This window comes from Lacticaseibacillus porcinae, assembly GCF_003946305.1.
Classification (GTDB): Bacteria; Bacillota; Bacilli; order Lactobacillales; family Lactobacillaceae; genus Lacticaseibacillus; species Lacticaseibacillus porcinae.
Window position 1 is genome coordinate 85,708 of the sequence record NZ_RHNS01000010.1, and the last position, 17,739, is coordinate 103,446.

At 46.2% G+C, this 17,739-nt stretch carries 21 protein-coding genes; 8 read left to right on the forward strand and 13 right to left on the reverse strand.

The window, feature by feature from the left end; genetic code table 11:
* Window positions 1-20 precede the first annotated feature (20 nt).
* Together EKM92_RS08985 and EKM92_RS08990 are read right to left on the reverse strand one after the other, a co-directional pair.
* A complete protein-coding gene (locus EKM92_RS08985) occupies window positions 21-338 on the reverse strand; it encodes a DMT family transporter (RefSeq protein WP_125710011.1) in 318 nt (105 codons plus the stop codon).
* A gap of 142 nt (window positions 339-480) precedes the next feature.
* Window positions 481-1,482 (reverse strand): NAD-dependent epimerase/dehydratase family protein, encoded by a 1,002-nt coding sequence (locus EKM92_RS08990; protein WP_125710013.1) that lies wholly within the window; start codon window positions 1,480-1,482, stop codon window positions 481-483.
* Between the two features lie 76 nt (window positions 1,483-1,558).
* Here EKM92_RS08990 and EKM92_RS08995 point away from each other — a divergent pair, with 76 nt between their 5' ends.
* Window positions 1,559-1,996, forward strand: a complete 438-nt coding sequence (locus tag EKM92_RS08995) for a MerR family transcriptional regulator (protein ID WP_125710015.1) — start codon at window positions 1,559-1,561, stop codon at window positions 1,994-1,996.
* A gap of 127 nt (window positions 1,997-2,123) precedes the next feature.
* Here EKM92_RS08995 and EKM92_RS09000 read toward each other — a convergent pair whose 3' ends face one another.
* The 3 genes from EKM92_RS09000 to EKM92_RS09010 form a co-directional block, all read right to left on the reverse strand.
* Entirely contained in the window at window positions 2,124-3,470 is a 1,347-nt protein-coding gene (locus EKM92_RS09000; RefSeq protein ID WP_125710017.1) for a dihydrolipoyl dehydrogenase family protein, read from the reverse strand.
* Between the two features lie 58 nt (window positions 3,471-3,528).
* On the reverse strand, window positions 3,529-3,957 hold the full coding sequence (locus EKM92_RS09005) for a MarR family winged helix-turn-helix transcriptional regulator (protein ID WP_125710019.1): 429 nt from the start codon (window positions 3,955-3,957) through the stop codon (window positions 3,529-3,531).
* 149 nt (window positions 3,958-4,106) lie between these two features.
* Entirely contained in the window at window positions 4,107-5,456 is a 1,350-nt protein-coding gene (locus EKM92_RS09010) for an aminotransferase-like domain-containing protein (RefSeq protein WP_125710021.1), read from the reverse strand.
* Window positions 5,457-5,495: 39 nt separating this feature from the next.
* Between EKM92_RS09010 and EKM92_RS09015 the strand changes: the two genes are divergently transcribed.
* Both EKM92_RS09015 and EKM92_RS09020 read left to right on the forward strand, forming a co-directional pair.
* On the forward strand, window positions 5,496-6,104 hold the full coding sequence (locus EKM92_RS09015) for an FMN-dependent NADH-azoreductase (RefSeq protein ID WP_125710023.1): 609 nt from the start codon (window positions 5,496-5,498) through the stop codon (window positions 6,102-6,104).
* A gap of 125 nt (window positions 6,105-6,229) precedes the next feature.
* On the forward strand, window positions 6,230-6,850 hold the full coding sequence (locus tag EKM92_RS09020) for a hypothetical protein (protein WP_125710025.1): 621 nt from the start codon (window positions 6,230-6,232) through the stop codon (window positions 6,848-6,850).
* A gap of 74 nt (window positions 6,851-6,924) precedes the next feature.
* Here EKM92_RS09020 and EKM92_RS09025 read toward each other — a convergent pair whose 3' ends face one another.
* Window positions 6,925-7,713 carry a Cof-type HAD-IIB family hydrolase gene (locus tag EKM92_RS09025; RefSeq protein ID WP_125710052.1) on the reverse strand — a complete coding sequence of 263 codons (789 nt, stop codon included), beginning with the start codon at window positions 7,711-7,713 and terminating at the stop codon, window positions 6,925-6,927.
* Between the two features lie 440 nt (window positions 7,714-8,153).
* Here EKM92_RS09025 and EKM92_RS13820 point away from each other — a divergent pair, with 440 nt between their 5' ends.
* From EKM92_RS13820 to EKM92_RS09035, 3 genes are all read left to right on the forward strand, one after another.
* Window positions 8,154-8,279 (forward strand): hypothetical protein, encoded by a 126-nt coding sequence (locus EKM92_RS13820; protein ID WP_263853892.1) that lies wholly within the window; start codon window positions 8,154-8,156, stop codon window positions 8,277-8,279.
* A gap of 12 nt (window positions 8,280-8,291) precedes the next feature.
* Entirely contained in the window at window positions 8,292-9,986 is a 1,695-nt protein-coding gene (locus tag EKM92_RS09030; RefSeq protein WP_125710027.1) for an oleate hydratase, read from the forward strand.
* Window positions 9,987-10,101: 115 nt separating this feature from the next.
* Window positions 10,102-10,653, forward strand: coding sequence for a TIGR01440 family protein (locus EKM92_RS09035; RefSeq protein ID WP_125710029.1), 552 nt, complete (start codon window positions 10,102-10,104; stop codon window positions 10,651-10,653).
* Window positions 10,654-10,692: 39 nt separating this feature from the next.
* Here the strand turns inward: EKM92_RS09035 and EKM92_RS09040 are convergent, their stop codons facing one another.
* The 7 genes from EKM92_RS09040 to recA form a co-directional block, all read right to left on the reverse strand.
* Window positions 10,693-11,274: a hypothetical protein gene (locus EKM92_RS09040; RefSeq protein ID WP_125710031.1), complete on the reverse strand. Its 582-nt coding sequence runs from the start codon at window positions 11,272-11,274 to the stop codon at window positions 10,693-10,695.
* A complete protein-coding gene (locus EKM92_RS09045; RefSeq protein WP_125710033.1) occupies window positions 11,274-11,477 on the reverse strand; it encodes an immunity protein in 204 nt (67 codons plus the stop codon). Before EKM92_RS09045 ends, EKM92_RS09040 begins: the two co-directional genes overlap by 1 nt.
* 10 nt (window positions 11,478-11,487) lie before the next feature.
* Window positions 11,488-11,694 carry a hypothetical protein gene (locus tag EKM92_RS09050; RefSeq protein ID WP_125710035.1) on the reverse strand — a complete coding sequence of 69 codons (207 nt, stop codon included), beginning with the start codon at window positions 11,692-11,694 and terminating at the stop codon, window positions 11,488-11,490.
* A 98-nt stretch (window positions 11,695-11,792) separates the two neighbouring features.
* Window positions 11,793-12,026, reverse strand: coding sequence for an immunity protein (locus EKM92_RS09055; RefSeq protein ID WP_125710037.1), 234 nt, complete (start codon window positions 12,024-12,026; stop codon window positions 11,793-11,795).
* On the reverse strand, window positions 12,019-12,756 hold the full coding sequence (locus tag EKM92_RS09060; protein WP_125710039.1) for a LytR/AlgR family response regulator transcription factor: 738 nt from the start codon (window positions 12,754-12,756) through the stop codon (window positions 12,019-12,021). The genes EKM92_RS09055 and EKM92_RS09060 overlap by 8 nt, the downstream gene beginning before the upstream one ends.
* Window positions 12,749-14,011 (reverse strand): GHKL domain-containing protein, encoded by a 1,263-nt coding sequence (locus EKM92_RS09065; protein WP_125710041.1) that lies wholly within the window; start codon window positions 14,009-14,011, stop codon window positions 12,749-12,751. The genes EKM92_RS09060 and EKM92_RS09065 overlap by 8 nt, the downstream gene beginning before the upstream one ends.
* Before the next feature lie 291 nt (window positions 14,012-14,302).
* On the reverse strand, window positions 14,303-15,523 hold the full coding sequence (gene recA / locus EKM92_RS09070; protein WP_125710043.1) for a recombinase RecA: 1,221 nt from the start codon (window positions 15,521-15,523) through the stop codon (window positions 14,303-14,305).
* Window positions 15,524-15,721: 198 nt separating this feature from the next.
* On the opposite strand from recA, the gene EKM92_RS09075 reads away from it, so the two are divergent.
* Together EKM92_RS09075 and EKM92_RS09080 are read left to right on the forward strand one after the other, a co-directional pair.
* Window positions 15,722-16,711, forward strand: a complete 990-nt coding sequence (locus EKM92_RS09075; RefSeq protein ID WP_125710045.1) for an aldose epimerase family protein — start codon at window positions 15,722-15,724, stop codon at window positions 16,709-16,711.
* Between the two features lie 147 nt (window positions 16,712-16,858).
* A complete protein-coding gene (locus EKM92_RS09080) occupies window positions 16,859-17,650 on the forward strand; it encodes an HAD hydrolase family protein (RefSeq protein WP_225420765.1) in 792 nt (263 codons plus the stop codon).
* Window positions 17,651-17,739 lie beyond the last annotated feature (89 nt).

The following is a 17,739-nucleotide window of genomic DNA, read 5'->3' on the forward strand; positions in this document are numbered from 1 at the left end:
AAAATAGCGGTTGCCATTTTTTAATGACTGGTGAGCTTGATGCCAATGATCCCGATCAACAAACAGCCGACAAATACCCAAGTGATCGGACTGATACGATCACCGAAGAAAATCACCCCGACGATGATCGATCCGACAGCACCGATCCCGGTCCAAATTGGATAAGCGAGACTCATGGGTAAGCGGCGAGTCGCCTCAGCTAAACAAACGAAACTAATGATCATCCCGATAATGGTGAGGACTGTGAAGTTGAATTTGTGGAAGCCGTTGCTCAATTTCATGAAAGTGGCCCACACCACCTCAAAAATTCCTGCGATCATTAAATAAAGCCATGCCATGGTTAATTCCTCCTAAAAATAAAAAAATGCACCACTTCCATATCCTATTTAGCCTAAAGGATATGGAGGTGATGCCTGCCCGGCGGCAGATTTGTATTGACCTTGAAGCTAGCATAACAAATTGAGCAGGTAGTGGCAAATACTAGGCCTGCAAAGCGTCAACTGTTGTCAGGATCGTTTCATTGACGCTGTGTTTGGCCTGCCAGCCTAAGCGTTGTTGCGCGTTTTGCGTGGAAGGGTGGTGGTTGATCGACAAAAATAGCTTGCCATTGCGCGCTTGTGCGCTGAAAGGTGCAGCCAAGCGAATCACCCAAGCTGGTAAAATGCGATGTGGGAGCTTTTCTACAAGGGCTGGTCGTTGTTTGCGAATCAAGGTAGCAATTTGCGGTAAAGTGATCGCACCATTAGTCGCTAAGAAACGTTGATCAGAAGCTTCTGGTGTGAACATTGCACGGACGTGCGCATTGGCGACGTCTTCAACGTTAGAAATAACAAATTCAATATCGGGAATAAACTTGCTTGAGCCATCTAGTAGTTGATTGACTAATCCGAAACTACCAGAGATATGCCCGGCTAACGGTTTCCCGAGCATCGCGCCAGCCGCGACGGTAGCGAAATCTAAATTTTCTTTGCGCGCGAAGTTCCAAGCCGCGCGTTCTGCGAGGAGTTTCGAGCGTTCGTAATCGGATAATCCAGGTTCGTTAGGATCAGTCCAATCTGCTTCAGTTGTTGGTCGCGTGGTGTGATTGGAAAAACCCACTGCACCAAAGTTTGCCGTCATCACCACGCGCTTGACCGCTGCTGATTTAGCTGCTTTTAAAATTCGCAAAGTGCCATTTTTGGCAGTTTGATTCATTTCATCAGTGGTGGTTTCGCCATTGACAAACACCGGTGCGGCCACACTCATCACGTAGGTGACGTCTTGCATGGCTTTTGGCCAGTCATCGTCATTTAAGAGATCTGCTTTGACAAAACTGAGTTGATCAGTTGAAACCCCAGTCGCTGCCATGGCGTTGCGTACCGCGTCGGCTTTATTCAAGTTACGCAAAGTCGCGCGTACCGGGTGATTGTTTGCTAAGAGTTGGTGAATGATGTGTAAAGCTAAAAAGCCGTTACCACCTGTGACCAAAGTTAATTCTGACATTGAATGTGTCCTCCGATTCGGTTATTATCATGAGGATAAACCCTAAACTATACTTTAGGGCAAGGAGGGATTTCAAATGGCTTATTCCATTCAAACTGTCTCTGAAAAAACTGGTTTAGCGATTTCCACGTTGCGCTTTTACGATAAAGCAGGGCTTTTACCATTTGTGGCGCGAGACAGCTCTGGTTATCGGGCGTTTACCGACGGTGATTTGGCATTGTTGCACACGATTGTTTGCTTGAAAAACACTGGGATGAAAATTGCTGATATTCGCCGGTATATCGAATTGGTCATGGCAGGCCCGACCACTGCCAAAGACCGCAGTGCTTTGTTAGCTGCACATCGAGAAAAAGTCGTCGCGAAACAACAAGAAATTGCGCGTAGTTTAGCGGAAATCGATTATAAACTGCAGATGTATGCCTCGCCTGAGGCTGAAGAAAAAGTCGCACAAGAGTGGGCGATGGCGTCAGCAGATAAAGAGAAAAACGGGTTACCGAATCCGTTCACGGCATAAAATTGCGATTAAATATGAGATGTTTTAAAAATATCATACAATGTGAATGATATTTTTAAAAACTAAAAAACCGTCATTTTGCAGATTGTAAACTAGCAAAATAACGGCTTTTTAGTTTGGTAGTCGATTACCGTGGTAGTACCGTTGCTAACAGATCCAATACCCCAGAAGTGGCACTAGGGAAGGCGAAAATTTGTTGTTGTAGCATGGTAGCGGTGTAATTGCCGTTGATCACCATCGTCAATATGTTGATCAAGTCTTCGCTGTCGTCAGCATACAAACTTGCACCAACTAAGGCCCCAGCTTGGTCGAAAACCAAAGTGGCTTCAGCATCTAAGGCGTGTTTGTACTGAAAGGCTAATTGTTGGCCGAATGGTAAAACTTGAGTGTGATATTGGTCAGGATCCTTAGCGGCAACAGCTACGGAAACCCCAACTTCAGCTAAGCGAGGCATTGCAAAAACGACGCTTGGGATCGCTGGGTAGCTGATCGGGTCAGCATTTCCTAGAATGACACTAGCGATGTAATTCGATTCAAAAGTTGCCACTGGTGTGAGTTTTGCTTGTGGTTTGTCGATCACATCACCACTGGCGAAAATATTTGGGACTGCAGTTTGCAAGTGATCGTTAACTTCAATCCCACGACGAGAAGCCTTGATGCCTAGAGCTTCGAGCCCTAGATTTTCAACATTGGAAACCCGGCCAGTACTGCCTAACACATAATCGGTTTCAATGCGCAAGCCATTGGCCGTTGTCACCAAATAGCTGTTATCAGTTTTTGTGACGCTAGAAACAGCTTCATTGAAGTGGAATTCAACGCCTTGGGAAACCATTTTAGCTTGGAGACGCTTCACGTAGGTTTGATTAAAAGGCGCCAAGGCGCGATCGCTGAATTCAATGACTTCAACGATTTTACCCATGGTGGCAGCTATTGACGCAAATTCCATCGCGATGATCCCTGCACCGATAAAAACTAAGCGATCTGGCATGTCAGGTATATCAAGAAATTCGCGGCTATCGTGAATATGTTCAGCGCCAGGAATGTTTAAACTTGCCGGGCGTTGACCTGTGCCTAACACCATATATTCACTGGAATAAGTGTGATCGCCAACCGTTAACGTGTGCGCATCGACCAACTTCGCACTACCGGTGATCATTTGAATGCCAAGTTGTTGGAATAAGGTCGTCATGGTAGGCGCTAGTGGATCAATCACTTGATGTTTGTATGGCATTAAAGTGGACCAATCAACTTGTGGTAATTCCGAAATACCGCTGCCTTGGAAACGTTGGAGTTGTTCGATCAATTGAAAAGGTCCGTCTAGCGCGATCTTGGCATCACAGCCATAGTTGGTGCAGGTACCACCGACAAGATCTTTTTCCACGATCGCGACACGCTTTCCTTGTTGTTGTAAAGCGACAGCAGCGTGCCAAGTGGCATGGCCAGAGCCGATCATGATCACATCAAAATCATACATAGAAAATACCTCCAGAATTTTTAATCGTGCACGACTAATAAGTAAAAGGCAAACCGCCTTAAGCGTCTAAGGCGGCGATCAGTTTTTGATTTAAGGCAAGGGCTTGTTGATAGTCAGCTGCCGTTAAGTGGTATTGGCCTAAGCAATCAGCCAAAGCCTGTTGGATCGAGGTTTCGCTGGCTTTTGCATGGTCAGTCAGGCTGACGATCAAGCGCCGTTTGTCAGTTTGTGGATGCACGCGTTTGACCCAGCCGCGTTCTTCCAAGCGTTTGACTAAAGGGGTCAACGTGTTGGAATTTAACTGTAATTCTTGGCCGAGCGCACGCAACTCTTGGTGGTCTTGATTCCACAAAACTGTCAATAGTAAGTATTGGGGATAGGTCAACCCGAAGTCCGTTAACGCGTCTTGATAAAACTTGTTAAATAAACGATTGACGTTATAAACGCTGAAACAAAGTTGATTGGCCAAGTTAACATGAGTCGTCATGAGTTGCTCCTTATCAGTCGTGCACGATTGAGATTAATATACGCCAAATAGGTCAATGTGGCAAGGGAAGAGTGCAATAAAAAGTTTTCTCGCTAAACTGGTCCCATAAAAAGTCGCGTTACTGGCCCTTTTAGAATTGAACTGGCTTGCTATACTTTGAATTGTTCCCAAGCATCAGCTAAAGCTTTGACGCCATTGATGATGGTTTCATCGCTAGTTTGGCGGAAGCTGAAGATCACGCTAGGGTAGGCAGGGTGTAAGTTGTGCCAGCAGCGATCAGGATCGACTAATCCGATACCAGCGTGAGCAGCTTGTTGAATGAAGTCAGTCGCGTCGCTGCCATCAGGTAAGCGTAATGTCACAAAACTCCCAGCGCCTGTGCCCATCGGTGACAAATGATGACCAAAGTATTGATACAGCGTGTCTAACAATAGCTTTCGACGGTTTTGATAAACCACAGTTAGTTGTCTCAAGTAGCGCTCTAAATCGTCGCTTTGAATCATTTGGGCCAAGATCCGTTGCTGAAGTTGGGAGTTTCGATTCGGTAATTTTCCATAAACACCGCGATAAGTCATCACTAAGTCAGAAGGAAGGACTAAAATGCCGGCACATAACGAAGCACCAAGCGTTTCATCGAAATTTGTATAGTAGAAGCACCGCTCGCCGTTGAGAAAATGATGGATTGCCGGTGCAGATTCGCCATCGTATTGTAAGGTGCCATCGGTGTCCAGCTCAATGAAATAACAATTGGTAGCCTTCAGTTCGTCAGCAAATTGTTGTCGGGCCTGCGTGTCCATGCCGAAACCATCTGGAAAGTTATGTGTTGGATTTAGCACATAGCCACCAGCTTTTGGTAAATGAGTCAGCGCTTGAAATCGGTGTGTGGGAATCCCTAACGTTTTCCAAACTTCACTGGCATTCGGTGCAATAGGTTCAGCGACGCCTAATCCAGAGTTTTGTAGATCAGGCAGAAGATGGGCAATGATATTGGCCGCTTCGTTGAAACCGCTGGTGACAATGATTTGATCAGCAGTGACATGCAGATGTTTCAATCGCGCTAAATAGTTGACCAGTTGTTCACGATAAGTGCGGTCGCCGCCGAGTGGTTGAATGTGTGGAATACCTTGTTGTAAAACACGCAATTCTGCTGCTTGCCAAGCTTGAGTCGGGAATAACTGCATCGCGTCGTGCTGATCGGTGAAATCATAGGCAAATGTTGTTGCTTGCACAGTAGGGGCAGCACTTGGCGTCACCACGAAGGGCAAATGGTGCGTCACGTGATACCCGCTGGCAGGCATACTGGTGAGGTAACCTTCAGCGACTAACTCTGCATAGGCGTGATCAATGGTATTGCGGCTAACCGCCAGTTGTTGCGCTAAAAACCGGGTACTTGGCATCAAAGCCCCAGGACGTCTGACACCAGTTTCAATTTCAGCACGAATCTGATGATAAAGCTGTTGGTAGATTTTTTCTCCAGCATTGCGATCGATCGTTATCATGGTTATCCCTCTATTAATTAGTTTGAAAGGAAGACTTTTATGAATATTTTGATTATTAATGCACACCCAGATTATACCAATGCGTTGCGGGGTACCAAGCAACTGGCAGATTACACGGAAAAGCAGATCAAACAACAACTACCAGATGCACATATTGAGCATTTACCGTTGTATGCACCTGAAGTGACGATCCCTGAGATCACTGCTGAAAATTTAAACGACCCAAGTTTGATCGATGCGCAACAAAATGAATTGATCGCGCAGTGGAAGCGCGCGGACTTGATCATGATCTTCATGCCACTGCATAATTTTAACATTGTCAGTCGCTTGAAAGACTATATCGACAATATTTTGATCGCGAACAAGACCTTCAAGTATACCGCAGATGGTTCCGTTGGGTTGCTCGATGGCAAACAAAAAGTCGCTTATATCCAAACTAGCGGCAGTGACTATGAACATGATATCCGCTATGTGAACGCGGATATTGCACCGCATTATATGCGGACGATTTTGAATTTCATGGGTATTGCTAAAATGGAATTGATCCGTGCAGAAGGGTTGGACTTGATCGAAAACGATAAACAAGCGATTCTTGAAGACACGAAGCAAACGTTAGCTAAATACATTCAAACCGTGGCCACCGCCTGATCAGGCCACGACACCTTTGATAAGTTGCCTCCAGATAATAATAGTCTGGAGGTTTCTTTTTGCTTGAAATTTGCCAGAATTCAATTATTGGTAGACACTTTCGATAATTCAAAGGGGGGTCGTAGATGGGAAAGCAGGTTTTTGTTGAAGGTGAGATCTTACTGACGGATCGTATGGCTACGGTGAACTTTGCTGGACGTTCACACATCATGCGTCAGACGTTAGTAATACCCACGCGGATTGATGTGACTGGTGGCGCACGACTACATTTTCTACCTTGGGTGCTAGTACCGACGTGGATTCAAGGCGACTGGCGATCAGGTGAACATTGGCGTTTTGTCGGTCAGACAATTAAAAATACTGCCATCTTGCCGTTAAGTGAGGTGACCACCGTTTTAGCAGAATCACGCGCAATGCGTGAAGCTATTGCCCGGCTGACGATCACTTGGGTCACACAACATCAAGAACAACATTCATTAAAGGCGATTGCACCGATCACTGCCAGTTTTGTCGCGGGTAAAATCACAGCGCAAACTTGGTATGCGAAAGTGGCGTTTGAAGCTGGTGTTCATGCACCATTAGTGGCATCCGGCCATGAGCTCAGTGAGCGACTGATTTGGTTAAATCGGATCGTGGCCTCCAAAACATTACCGACGCTGACACTATGTGCGGTAACGCAGACGACAAAAATAGCAACGGGTTCGTTCATGGCAGAGACCTTTGATCGCAATGAGATCCCGTGGTAGTGAATGGTTAACATTAATGTCAAAAAATCACCCTTCGAAATCCGTTTCGAAGGGTGATCGTGTTTCACGTGGAACTAACCAAAAATTTTCTCTAAATAAGCGAGCACACCGGCGTGATTATTGTCGATGGTATGATCATCGGCGATAGCCGCGACTTGAGGTGAGGCGTTTTGCATGGCGACGCCTAAACCGACTTCTTGTAGCATTTCTAAGTCGTTGCCACCATCACCAAAGGCACACATTTCACTTAAATCAATGCCAAGGCTTTCACCTAAACGCTTGAGTCCGGTGGCTTTGTTAACCCCTGGTTGGATCACATCGATATCGCCGTGGCCGCTTGATGTTGGCACTGCTAAGCCTTTAGTGGCTTCAGCAATTTGTTTGAGGATCTCGTCGGTTTTTTCTGGAGGGCAGCCCATGGCGAACTTCAAGATCTCATCATCTGGACGGTCTTCAAAGGTGTCGACAGCAAGCAGGTGGGTGTAGTAGTGCCGCGTTTCATCGATCCAAGCTTGGCCTTCTTGCTTGCGAATATAAGCACTTTTAACACCGCAAATCGCTAGTTTCAATTCTGGGATCTGTAATAAAGCATCAAGGACTTGTTGGGCGGGTTCAGGCTCAAAAGTTGACGCAAATAACTCGCTATCAGCAGTGCCGCAGTAAGCACCGTTCTCCGCTAAAAATAAGACATCAGGCTGATCAAAGAAGGTCTTCAACTGATAATATTGATTGCCTGATGCGACGACGAAGCGAGTGCCTTGGGCTTGCATTTTGGCATAAATCTGGTTAAAGCGTTCGCGGTCATAAGTTTTTGCGTCATTTAAGAAAGTGCCATCCATATCGACGGCGATCAGTTTAGGGATCATGGGATAACCTCGCATTGCTTGATTGATATATATTCAGTGTACCATGCGAGATAACGGTTTCAAAATCGTGTTCAGAACGATCGACCCGGTCCACTAGATGCCTTTAGAAAACCACTGAAAATCAAAAAAGCCGCCATGGGCTTGGCGGCCAAAAAGGGTTGGGGTTCACTTTGGAGGAGTGAACTGTGAACTGGCGGGCACCAGTTCAACAGAGAAAATGAAAAAGTGGGGTAGAAATAAGGGGGTAGCTCATTTCTATGTTGTTTATACTACCGGTGAGTTGTGACGAAAGTGTGATGCAAAAATAGCAACTTTGTGTCAAATTTGCATGAAATAAATAGCGCTTACAAGATTTAAACAAAACCACCATTTTGTCTAAAGCCAAGTTAAGGGCCGCCGCGTTAACATAAAACTGTAATCAGAAAGGAAGAGCAAATATGAAAAAATTTCTGACCTTTACCGCTTTGGCGGTCACTTTAGCAGCTGCGGCAGGTTTTTACTCTGCCAAGAAAATGGAACTGTTTAAAACTGATGAGCACGACTACGACGAGTTTGAAGCATAGGAGGCTTTGAGTATGGTGAAATCAAAAGCAATCATGATCGGTGCCGGCTTAGCCAACATGGCCGCTGCCGTTTATTTAATTCAAGAAGCCCATTGGGATGGTCAAGCGATCACTTTTTATTCAATTGATGATCACGGGTCAAACGATGGTGCCGTCACTTTAGATACTGTCGATGAATATTGGAACAAGAATCATCCGATGGAAAATAATCTCGGCTATGTCGCACGCGGTGGGCGGATGCTGAACTATCGGACTTATGTTGATTTAATGGATTTGTTGTCACGTATTCCATCGGCGACTGAACCGAATATGAATGCTGCCGAAGATACCCGCGAATTCGATGCGGCGCACCGGACTTTTGATAAGGCGCGTTTGTTGCAAGGTGGCAAAGGGATCATCGACGCCGGCAAGCTCGGATTAGACAACAAAGATCGCATGTTGTTGACGAAGCTGATCATGATGGGTGACGCTGAAGAAGAAAAACTCGACAATGTCACCATTGCGGAATACTTCAAGGAATCCCCACATATGTTCCAAACCAACTTCTGGTACATGTGGGAAACTACCTTTGCTTTCCGGGTGCAAAGTTCTGCCCAAGAATTACGGCGTTACATGCACATGATGATCTACGAATTCACGCAAATCGAGCATTTAGTCGGCGTCAACCGTACGCGCTACAACCAGTTTGAATCGATCATGTTGCCATTGATCAACTATTTGAAAGATCAAAACGTCAACATCGTTTTGAACAAGCGTGTCACTGATATGACTTTCAAAGACACCAAAATGGGTGATGAAATCACCGTCACTGGCTTGCAAATGACGGATACGGAATCAGGTGAAGAAGAATTCGTTGAGGTCGATGCTGATACCGCAGTGATCTTCACCAATGGCTCAATCACTGATTCAGCAACGCAAGGCGATATGGACCACCCAGCGGCGGAAAACATGGACTATGGTGCGGCGGCTGGTTTGTGGAAGAACATTGCCGGCAAGTTCTACAACTTAGGGAATCCCGACAAATTCTTTGCTGATCGCAATGCTTCTGAATGGGTCAGCTTCACGTTGACGTCAAAAGACCACTTGTTGCTTAACGAAATTGCGCGGATCACCACGCAAGTCCCAGGCAATGCGTTGAATTCCTTCTTGTCGACGACTGCAATCACTGATCTCGGTCAACAAGATGTCAACATGTCCATTGTGGTGCACCATCAACCGCACTTCACCACGCAAAAGCCTAACGAAACCGTGCTTTGGGGTTACTTCTTGTATCCACGCCGTCACGGGGAATTCGTCGACAAGCCATATATTGAAATGACTGGTCGCGAAATGGCAGAAGAATTGATCGGCCAATTGTCTAAAGTTGATCCTGGCCCTGTGAACATTATGACGAAAAAAGATGCCATCATGGATGCCATCATCAACAACATTCCAGTTTACATGCCATATGCTTCAGCGCTGTTCAACAATCGTGCCAAAGCTGATCGGCCTAAGGTCATTCCAGCACATTCTACTAACTTAGCCTTCACAGGTGAATTTGTGGAACAACCATTCCAGATGATCTTTACGGAACAATCTGCGGTACGTTCTGGTGAAATTGCCGCTTATCACTTCGCAGGCTTGCCAATGAGCAAGTTAGTCAAGACCCCTCGCTATGATAAAGATCTGAAGACTTTGGCTAAGGCCACCAAGAAGATGTTTAGCTGAGGCTTTGCGGAATCGCGTTTATACGAAAGCAGTCGTCAACGCTTTTGAGTTGGCGACTGCTTTTTCGTGCAATTCAGCGATTCGGTGTTACAATATTCGGCAAGGAGGGACAGTCATGATCACAAAATCTGAATTACAAACCCAACTTGCGCAAACCGTTCAAGAGGTGTTGACCGCTGCCAAATTGCATAAAGGCGACTTGTTCGTCCTTGGCTGTACTACCAGTGAAGTGGTTGGCGGCCACATTGGAAAAGCCTCAAATCCTGAAGTCGGGGAATGGATCGTCCAAACCGTGCTCGATCAATTGCGACCATTAGGCATTGAACTTGCTGTGCAAGGTTGTGAGCATATCAATCGCTCATGTGCAGTGGAACGACGCGTTGCTCGGGCTAATCATTTTGAAATCGTCAATGTGGTGCCTGGCATCCATGCTGGTGGATCAGCTTCAATGGCGGCGTTCAAATTATTTGATGATCCAGTGGAAGTGGAGCATATTTCAGCTCAAGCTGGAATTGACATCGGCGACACCAGCATCGGCATGCATGTGCAATTTGTCCAAGTGCCAGTCCGTCCTAGTCAAACGGAACTCGGTGGGGCGCATGTCACAGCGCTGCGCAGTCGTCCAAAGTATGTCGGCGGCAGTCGCGCCCAATATCTCGAATTATAGTCAAAATGTCGCAGGTCAAAAGCTTGCGACATTTTTAGGTTAATCATTCACATGGTAATGACCGGCAACGTTTGAAGATGCTGCTAGAAATTCCAAACCTGTGCCTTGGATCCAAGACTTAAAGCCGATTGCATTGATCGCGTCGTTCAACGCGTAATCACTATCAGTATGCGGTAAATCCGCTAAGCCAAATAAGTCGTGCACCGGCAAGTTCCCTGGATTTAGCAGGAAATATTGTCCTGCCACCGCGCTTGGAATATGCAAATAACAAGTGAGATCAGAGGTGACCACATGCAACAAGGTGCGATAAATAGGGCCAGGGTGACTGCCTAACAGAAAGTCTTGGTTGTAGTCGTATTGATCGACGAAAACATCGATGGCAGTCGGTACCAAACTCAGATTTTTGTGCAGTTGTTGATGTAACACCAAGCGATCAGTTTCGACATGTAGCGAAATATCTGACATCACATATTTCAAAAAGCCCATCATACCAGCCTTAGGAATCGTGCGCTTGCCGGAAACTAAGGTACCGCATAGTAAGACACGATGATTCAATAATCGCGGATCGTCGGGAAGGGTCAGCAATTGTGGTTGCTTCAAATCAGTTTGAATGGTTGTCATCAGTCAAACGCCCCCGTTAAAATCGCGATCCCTAAGATCAACAGCAAGGCGCCAAAGAAAAAGCCATAGAAATTGGCGTACATGATAAATGGTGACGTGTTTTTGTCACCGTGATGTTTGACTTGTTTAAACTGTCGGACACCGGCAACAAATTGCCAACACCCGAGTAAGATCACGACGATCCCTGCTAATTTCTCCCACATGATAACCCTCCTAATCAAGCGCCCCAGTTAATAACTGAACGGCCATCACGATCAACAACCCGCCGAAGAAAAAGCCATAAAAATCGGCGAAAGCAAAAAATGGGGAAGTGTGCTTCGTCGCATGTGTCGTGACGTCTTTGAAGGCACGATACGACGCGTAAAACTCATAGAATCCCAACAAGATGCAAATGACGGCAATGACTTTCTCCCAGATCATCACTGGCACCTCCTACCCTGATTGACGCCTCAAGCATACAACGCGCGCACAAAAAAAGGCGCAACTTGCGCCAAACGTCACGAAATCGGGGCTGAACGTTAAAATTTCATCGTGAAAATGCTGTAGGCGGCACCTAACAGAATTAAACCGATCCCAATGCTGTAATAAATTGCAAAAGCAGAAAAGCCGCTAGTCGCGCGATTACCATGTTTGTGAATGCGTTGAAACTCTGTGTAACCGGAATAAAGCTCCCAAGCGGCCAGGAGTAAAACTGCGATCCCAGCTAATGGTTGCCAAATTGGTTGATTTAACGCAAAAATCGTATTAATCATGAGTGCCCTCCAATAATTGTTTTAAGCTGGCAAGTTTGCGGAAGCTGACATCAATTTTGATACCATTAGTCATGATGGCAAGGCGGTTTTTGGTATCGACACGCTTTAGTTGATCGAGATTGATCAAGCAACTTTTGTGACAGCGAAACAAGGTCGGGTACTTGGTGTTGATTGCCGTGAGGTTTCCGCGAAAACTGGCGATTTCGTTAGTCGCCATTAGTTCGATCGTATCTGAATCACTTGCCGAAACTTGTAAAGCGATCACTGAATCCAGCGGTAAAGCATTGACTTGCCCGCCTTGGGTATAAGCAAATAGTTGCGGCGTATGTAATTGCCGTTGCGCGTGGCGCTTAGCAGCGGCAACTAAGGCTTGATGGATACGCGGTAAGGTGTCAGCATTTTTTTGAATCAGATCCATCGGGGTGATTTGATTGGTTAAGATCAACAATGCAGCTTCTGGATGGCTGGTGATAAAAATAATTTCGGCAGTTAAACTGCGACTGCGAATGGCTTTAGCAACATCGATGCCAGAAAGGGTTTGACCAGATAATTCGATATCCAGTAAATATAAACTATCTTCTGGAGCCTCAGCGTCCAGTAGTGTATGCGCATCACCTGTGGCCAGTTGTAATTTTGCGTCGAGGCCTTCGATCATACAAGTGGTTTGGACTTGTTGGACATAAGCATCGCGTTGTTGATCCGAATCTTCTAATAAATAGATATTAAGCATGTGGCACCTCGATGATCAAACTTTGAGCGAGTTGTTGTTGGTTGAGCTTGGTACGGGCTTGAATGCGTTCATCTTGGCTGAGTTCTTGAATGATCGCCAAGCCGTTGCCATGACCAGCGCCTTTGGAAGTTTGTTGTAGATCCTGTAAGGTGAAATCTGCTGGCACAGGATTGATCACCGTGATGGCGATGTGCTTGGCGTCTGCGATTAATAAAACAGCAGCACTTTGACCAACAGTGATCGCTTCTAGTGCATTATCTAATAAAATGCCGACGCCTCTCAGCACTGGCATCACCAAGTCGTCTGGTTGTAAGTTGATATCGCCTTGGGTTTGGATCTGTAAATGCCGTTTTGCATTTTCTGCTTGCGTCCATTTGAGATATAACAAGCTTCGCAGTGGGGGACACAAGATGTGATCAAGCACCGCTTGATCAGGTTGGGACTGCGTCAGTGCTTGTTGTGCATCTGCAAGTAATGCCTGATCAGCTGACGAGTCATGGTTAAGTTGTAAAGTGGCGAGGATATTTTTATAATCATGCAGCAAATGGCGGTTGTGCGTTTGTTGGGCTTCCAGCTCAGCGTAATACTTTTCGCGAGCAGCTTCGGCTTGTTGCGTTAATTTGGTTTGCATCGCGGCGCGATAAGCTTGCAAGCCGTAATATAAAACTAAGACATTGGCTGCAGCAAAAAGCAACACTTCTGCCATTAACAACCAAGTGGTGGAATCCGCAAGTTTCAACCATTCAAAACTGATTTGAATGCCGTAAAGGATCAACGTGGTGGCTGCTGTGTACCAAGTCAACAGCAAACGCGTCGGGGCATCGTTAAACGCCGCAAAGTGAGTCGCGAGATCTCCTCGATGTGGCCAAGCGCGCCAAGCTAACAGAAGCAGTAGGCCGTTAACAATGATCGGAACCGCAAAATCTAGACCGGATTGTGCTTGTGGCCAAAGCTTAGCAAATAAGTTGATGGTGATCACCATGAAGTTGGTCAACATCAAATAACTTTCCCACATTAATAAAAACGCCAGTACTTCGTGGCGATGGCGCTGAAATAAAAATAAACTCCATACCACCCCAAAAGCGAGTTCACCAACCGTGGTGAACGCTAATGAGATCACGGTGGTAAAGGCCAACGCCGTCGCCACGAACCAGAATTTAATGCGGTGATAGCGAATTTGTGATTGTACGCTAAAAATCAATGCAAACAACGGCATCACGATCACCAAATAATTTGCCCATGAAACACTGTGCAAGAAGATCCCCCCAGATCATGTTATCGCTTTAATTATGGGCTTCACAAACGCTAGGTGCAACGCCCTTACAAAAATGTTCGTTGGGTCGAATATATACAATTATCGTTTGGTCGACAATGAGGCTGGACGAGAATGATCACCAAAAATAGCGATGTTGCGTTTATTTGCGAAGGGCGCCAACAAAGTCTCAATAATCAACCTCGGGCTAATCGCTGTTAACTGAAATGAAGCATCAAAAAAGCGCCTTACCTTCACGAAGTTCATCAAGGTAAGACGCTGTTGGCTTAAAGCTTAAACTAATTGGATCGGGCCATCGCCATTGTTGTTGTCATGGTTGCCTTTGTCATCATCAAATGAGACATCAGGCTTAATGGTTTCAGGCTTTGGATCATCAGCTTTGTCAGCAGCTTTCTTAGCTGCAGGCTGCTTGCTGTCAGCAGCTTCAGCGTCGTCTGCATCCGCTTCTGGTTCCGGATCAAATAGCAACTTACGCATCTTAGTCGTGATTTCATCAAGCATATCAGGATGTTCACGCAAGAAGTTGACGGCGTTAGGCGCACCTTGACCAAGACGTTCGTCTTTGTAACTGTACCATGAACCAGACTTCTTGATGACATCGTGGTTGACCGCTAAGTTCAACATGTCATCAACAGGTTCGATCCCGTGACCATAAGTCATTGTGGTTTCGATCTTCTTGAATGGCGGTGCGACCTTGTTCTTCACGACTTTGATCGTAGTGGTTTTACCGATCGGGTCATCTTCGCCGGCGACTTTGATCTGCTTAGAGCCGCGGACTTCCAAACGAATGGTAGAGTAGAACTTCAAGGCCCGGCCACCAGGTGTGGTTTCTGGGTTCCCGAACATGACGCCGACTTTTTCACGGATCTGGTTGATGAAGATCACAATGGTTTGAGATTTGAAGATCTGGGCGGTGAGTTTACGCAACGCTTGACTCATCATCCGCGCTTGTAAGCCGACGAATTGATCGCCGATTTCCCCATCGATTTCAGCTTTTGGGGTTAAAGCGGCGACAGAATCGACAACGACGATTTGAACGGCACCAGAAGAGACTAACGCATCAGTGATCGCTAAACCTTGTTCACCAGTATCAGGTTGAGATAACAGTAATTCGTCGATGTTGACACCAAGGGCCTTGGCGTAGGTTGGATCCATTGCGTTTTCAGCGTCGACGTAAGCGGCGATGCCACCTTGTTTCTGTACCGAAGCGACAGCTTGTAAAGCGATGGTGGTTTTCCCACTTGATTCTGGACCGTAGATTTCGATCACACGACCACGTGGGAAGCCGCCGACACCAAGGGCTGCGTCTAATGACAAAATACCAGTTGAAACAACTTCAACATTGGTTAAGGACTTTTCGCCCATTTTCATGACGGCGCCGTCACCAAATTCTTTGGTGATCTTCTTTAAAGCCTTGTCTAAGGCGACTTGGCGGGCGTCAGCGTCAGTGATTTCTTTGACGTTTTCACGTGAGTTGGTTGATTTAGATGCCATGTTATCCCTCCTGGGTAATTGCTATCCTTATTATCGAACATTTGTTCCGGTAACGCAAGCTTTTTCCAAAATTTCTCCTTCTTTATCATATGCCAGGATGACGTCGGTGTCCAAGAATTGCCTTTTGAATGTAAGCGTTGACGTCAGTGCCCAATGCGGTATATTTAAAATAACACGCATCGCAAAGGGGATAACGACATGACAGTTTCGATGAAACATTACGGCACAAAAAATAATGAGCAAGAATATGAATACACCATGACCAACCACAATGGGCTCCAAGTTAAATTGCTGAACTATGGTGCAACGCTAGAAAAAATTCTCACCCCAGCGGGGGATAATTTGATCCTGTCTTTGGACAGCCCCAAAGCCTACGATCAAGAGCGCAACTTCTTAGGTGGGACAGTTGGTCGTGTCGTTGGACGCCTACCAGGACATGTGTGGCACTTCGGACAAGCAGAAATTGTTTTACCTAAAGGCGAAGGTGAAAATGCGATCCATGGTGGCGCAGAAGGTCTAGATACACAGGTGTTTACCGGCAATTATCGTGAGTTTACTGACTATGACGAAGTGTATTTCACGTTCTTAGACCCAGCCGGGCATAATCATTTCCCGGGAAATGTTCAAGTGACTGTGACTTATCGCTTAGATGATGAGGACAAATTGACGTATCACGTTGACGCGACGACTGACGCCCCAACGTTATTTAACCCGACCAATCATGTTTATTTTGCCCTTGACGGCGAAGGCTCGACTGTTGACGACACTACTTTGACGTTAGCATGCGACTTTTATGCGCCGTTGACGGATCACTTACCGCTTGACGGCTGGGCACCGGTTGCTGGGACACCGTTTGATTTCACTGCTGGTCAACGTCTTGGTGACGTGATGCCGCAAGTGTTAGATGGGGCAGGATTTGATCATCCATTTTTGACTAAGTCTGCGCAAGCGGCAACCTTAGTTGGTCAAACTGGACGCAAGATGCACCTCACGACGACTGCACCTGGCGTTGTGGTGTATACAGCCAATCACTTTGATCATACTGGCATTGCCCACAACATTGGTCAACACGCTGGCGTCGCTTTAGAAGCGCAGATCCCACCTGCAAGCGGCTTCGATTGGTCGGCGATCACGTTGATGCCTGGTCGACCATATCAATTGACAACGAGTTGGCAGTTTGAATATTAAGTTTGTTTTTGAATTAATGAAGAAATAAGTGACGTCTTTTGGGAATAAAAGTGAGTTGTGCCTACAAATATGCTAGGCCGACGCGCTTTCCAGTGGTAAAATGAAAACGTTGTCTATTTTAAGGAGGCGAGCGTCATCGCAAAATACATTTTTACTGCCTTAGATGGCGCGTTGCTGAATGATTTAGGCAACTTAACGACTACAACGGCATTCGCATTGAATAATTTAGGCGCACCGCTGTCGATCATCACTGGCCGCGCCCCTTTTGAATTGAACGGCGTGTTGAAACGACTGCAAACTGACGCGCCGCAAATCGCTTTTCATGGGGCCTTGATCTATGCGCCACGGACTGGCAAGAAAGGTCTCTTGGGGGCTTGGCCACTGGAAGCATTAGCGATGATGGCGTTGGTGCGGTCACTGCTTGCGAGTTTCCCAGAATTGGGGATCAGTGTCTTTGACGCGTTGCATGGTTATGCCGTTAAAGAAGCAACGGGCGAACGGTATAAATTATTAGGGCGCAAACGCTTGGAAGTCTTGCCGTTGCAAGAATTGTTTGATGCCAAACTCAAAGAAGTGTACATGATCTCGTTAATGTTGCCAGAAGCGCATTTAGCAAAATCAGTCGCAGATTTCTTACATCGGCTACATTTAAGAGATATTCGCATTGTGCCAGTCGGTGATCGGCAGTTAGACATTGTGAGTCGCGATGCGCGGCCGACTCGTGGGATCGATTATATTATGACGCGTTATCGGTTGTATGCTGGTGATATTGTTTATTTTGGTTGCCACTATGATGAAGTGCGAATGGCTGATTTTGCTGGGGTGCAAATTGCCATGGGCAATGCTGAACCGGCGTTACGAGCAGATGCCGATTATGTGACGTCAACCAATAACGATAATGGCGTGGCGCAAGCTTTACAACGATTCAAACTACTTTAAAAAGGTTGAGACGGCTATACTCCTTCTTGGGTAGACAAGCAAATAATTAAAGCTTGCCTTCCTAGGAAGGAGTTTTTGTATGGGCCGGA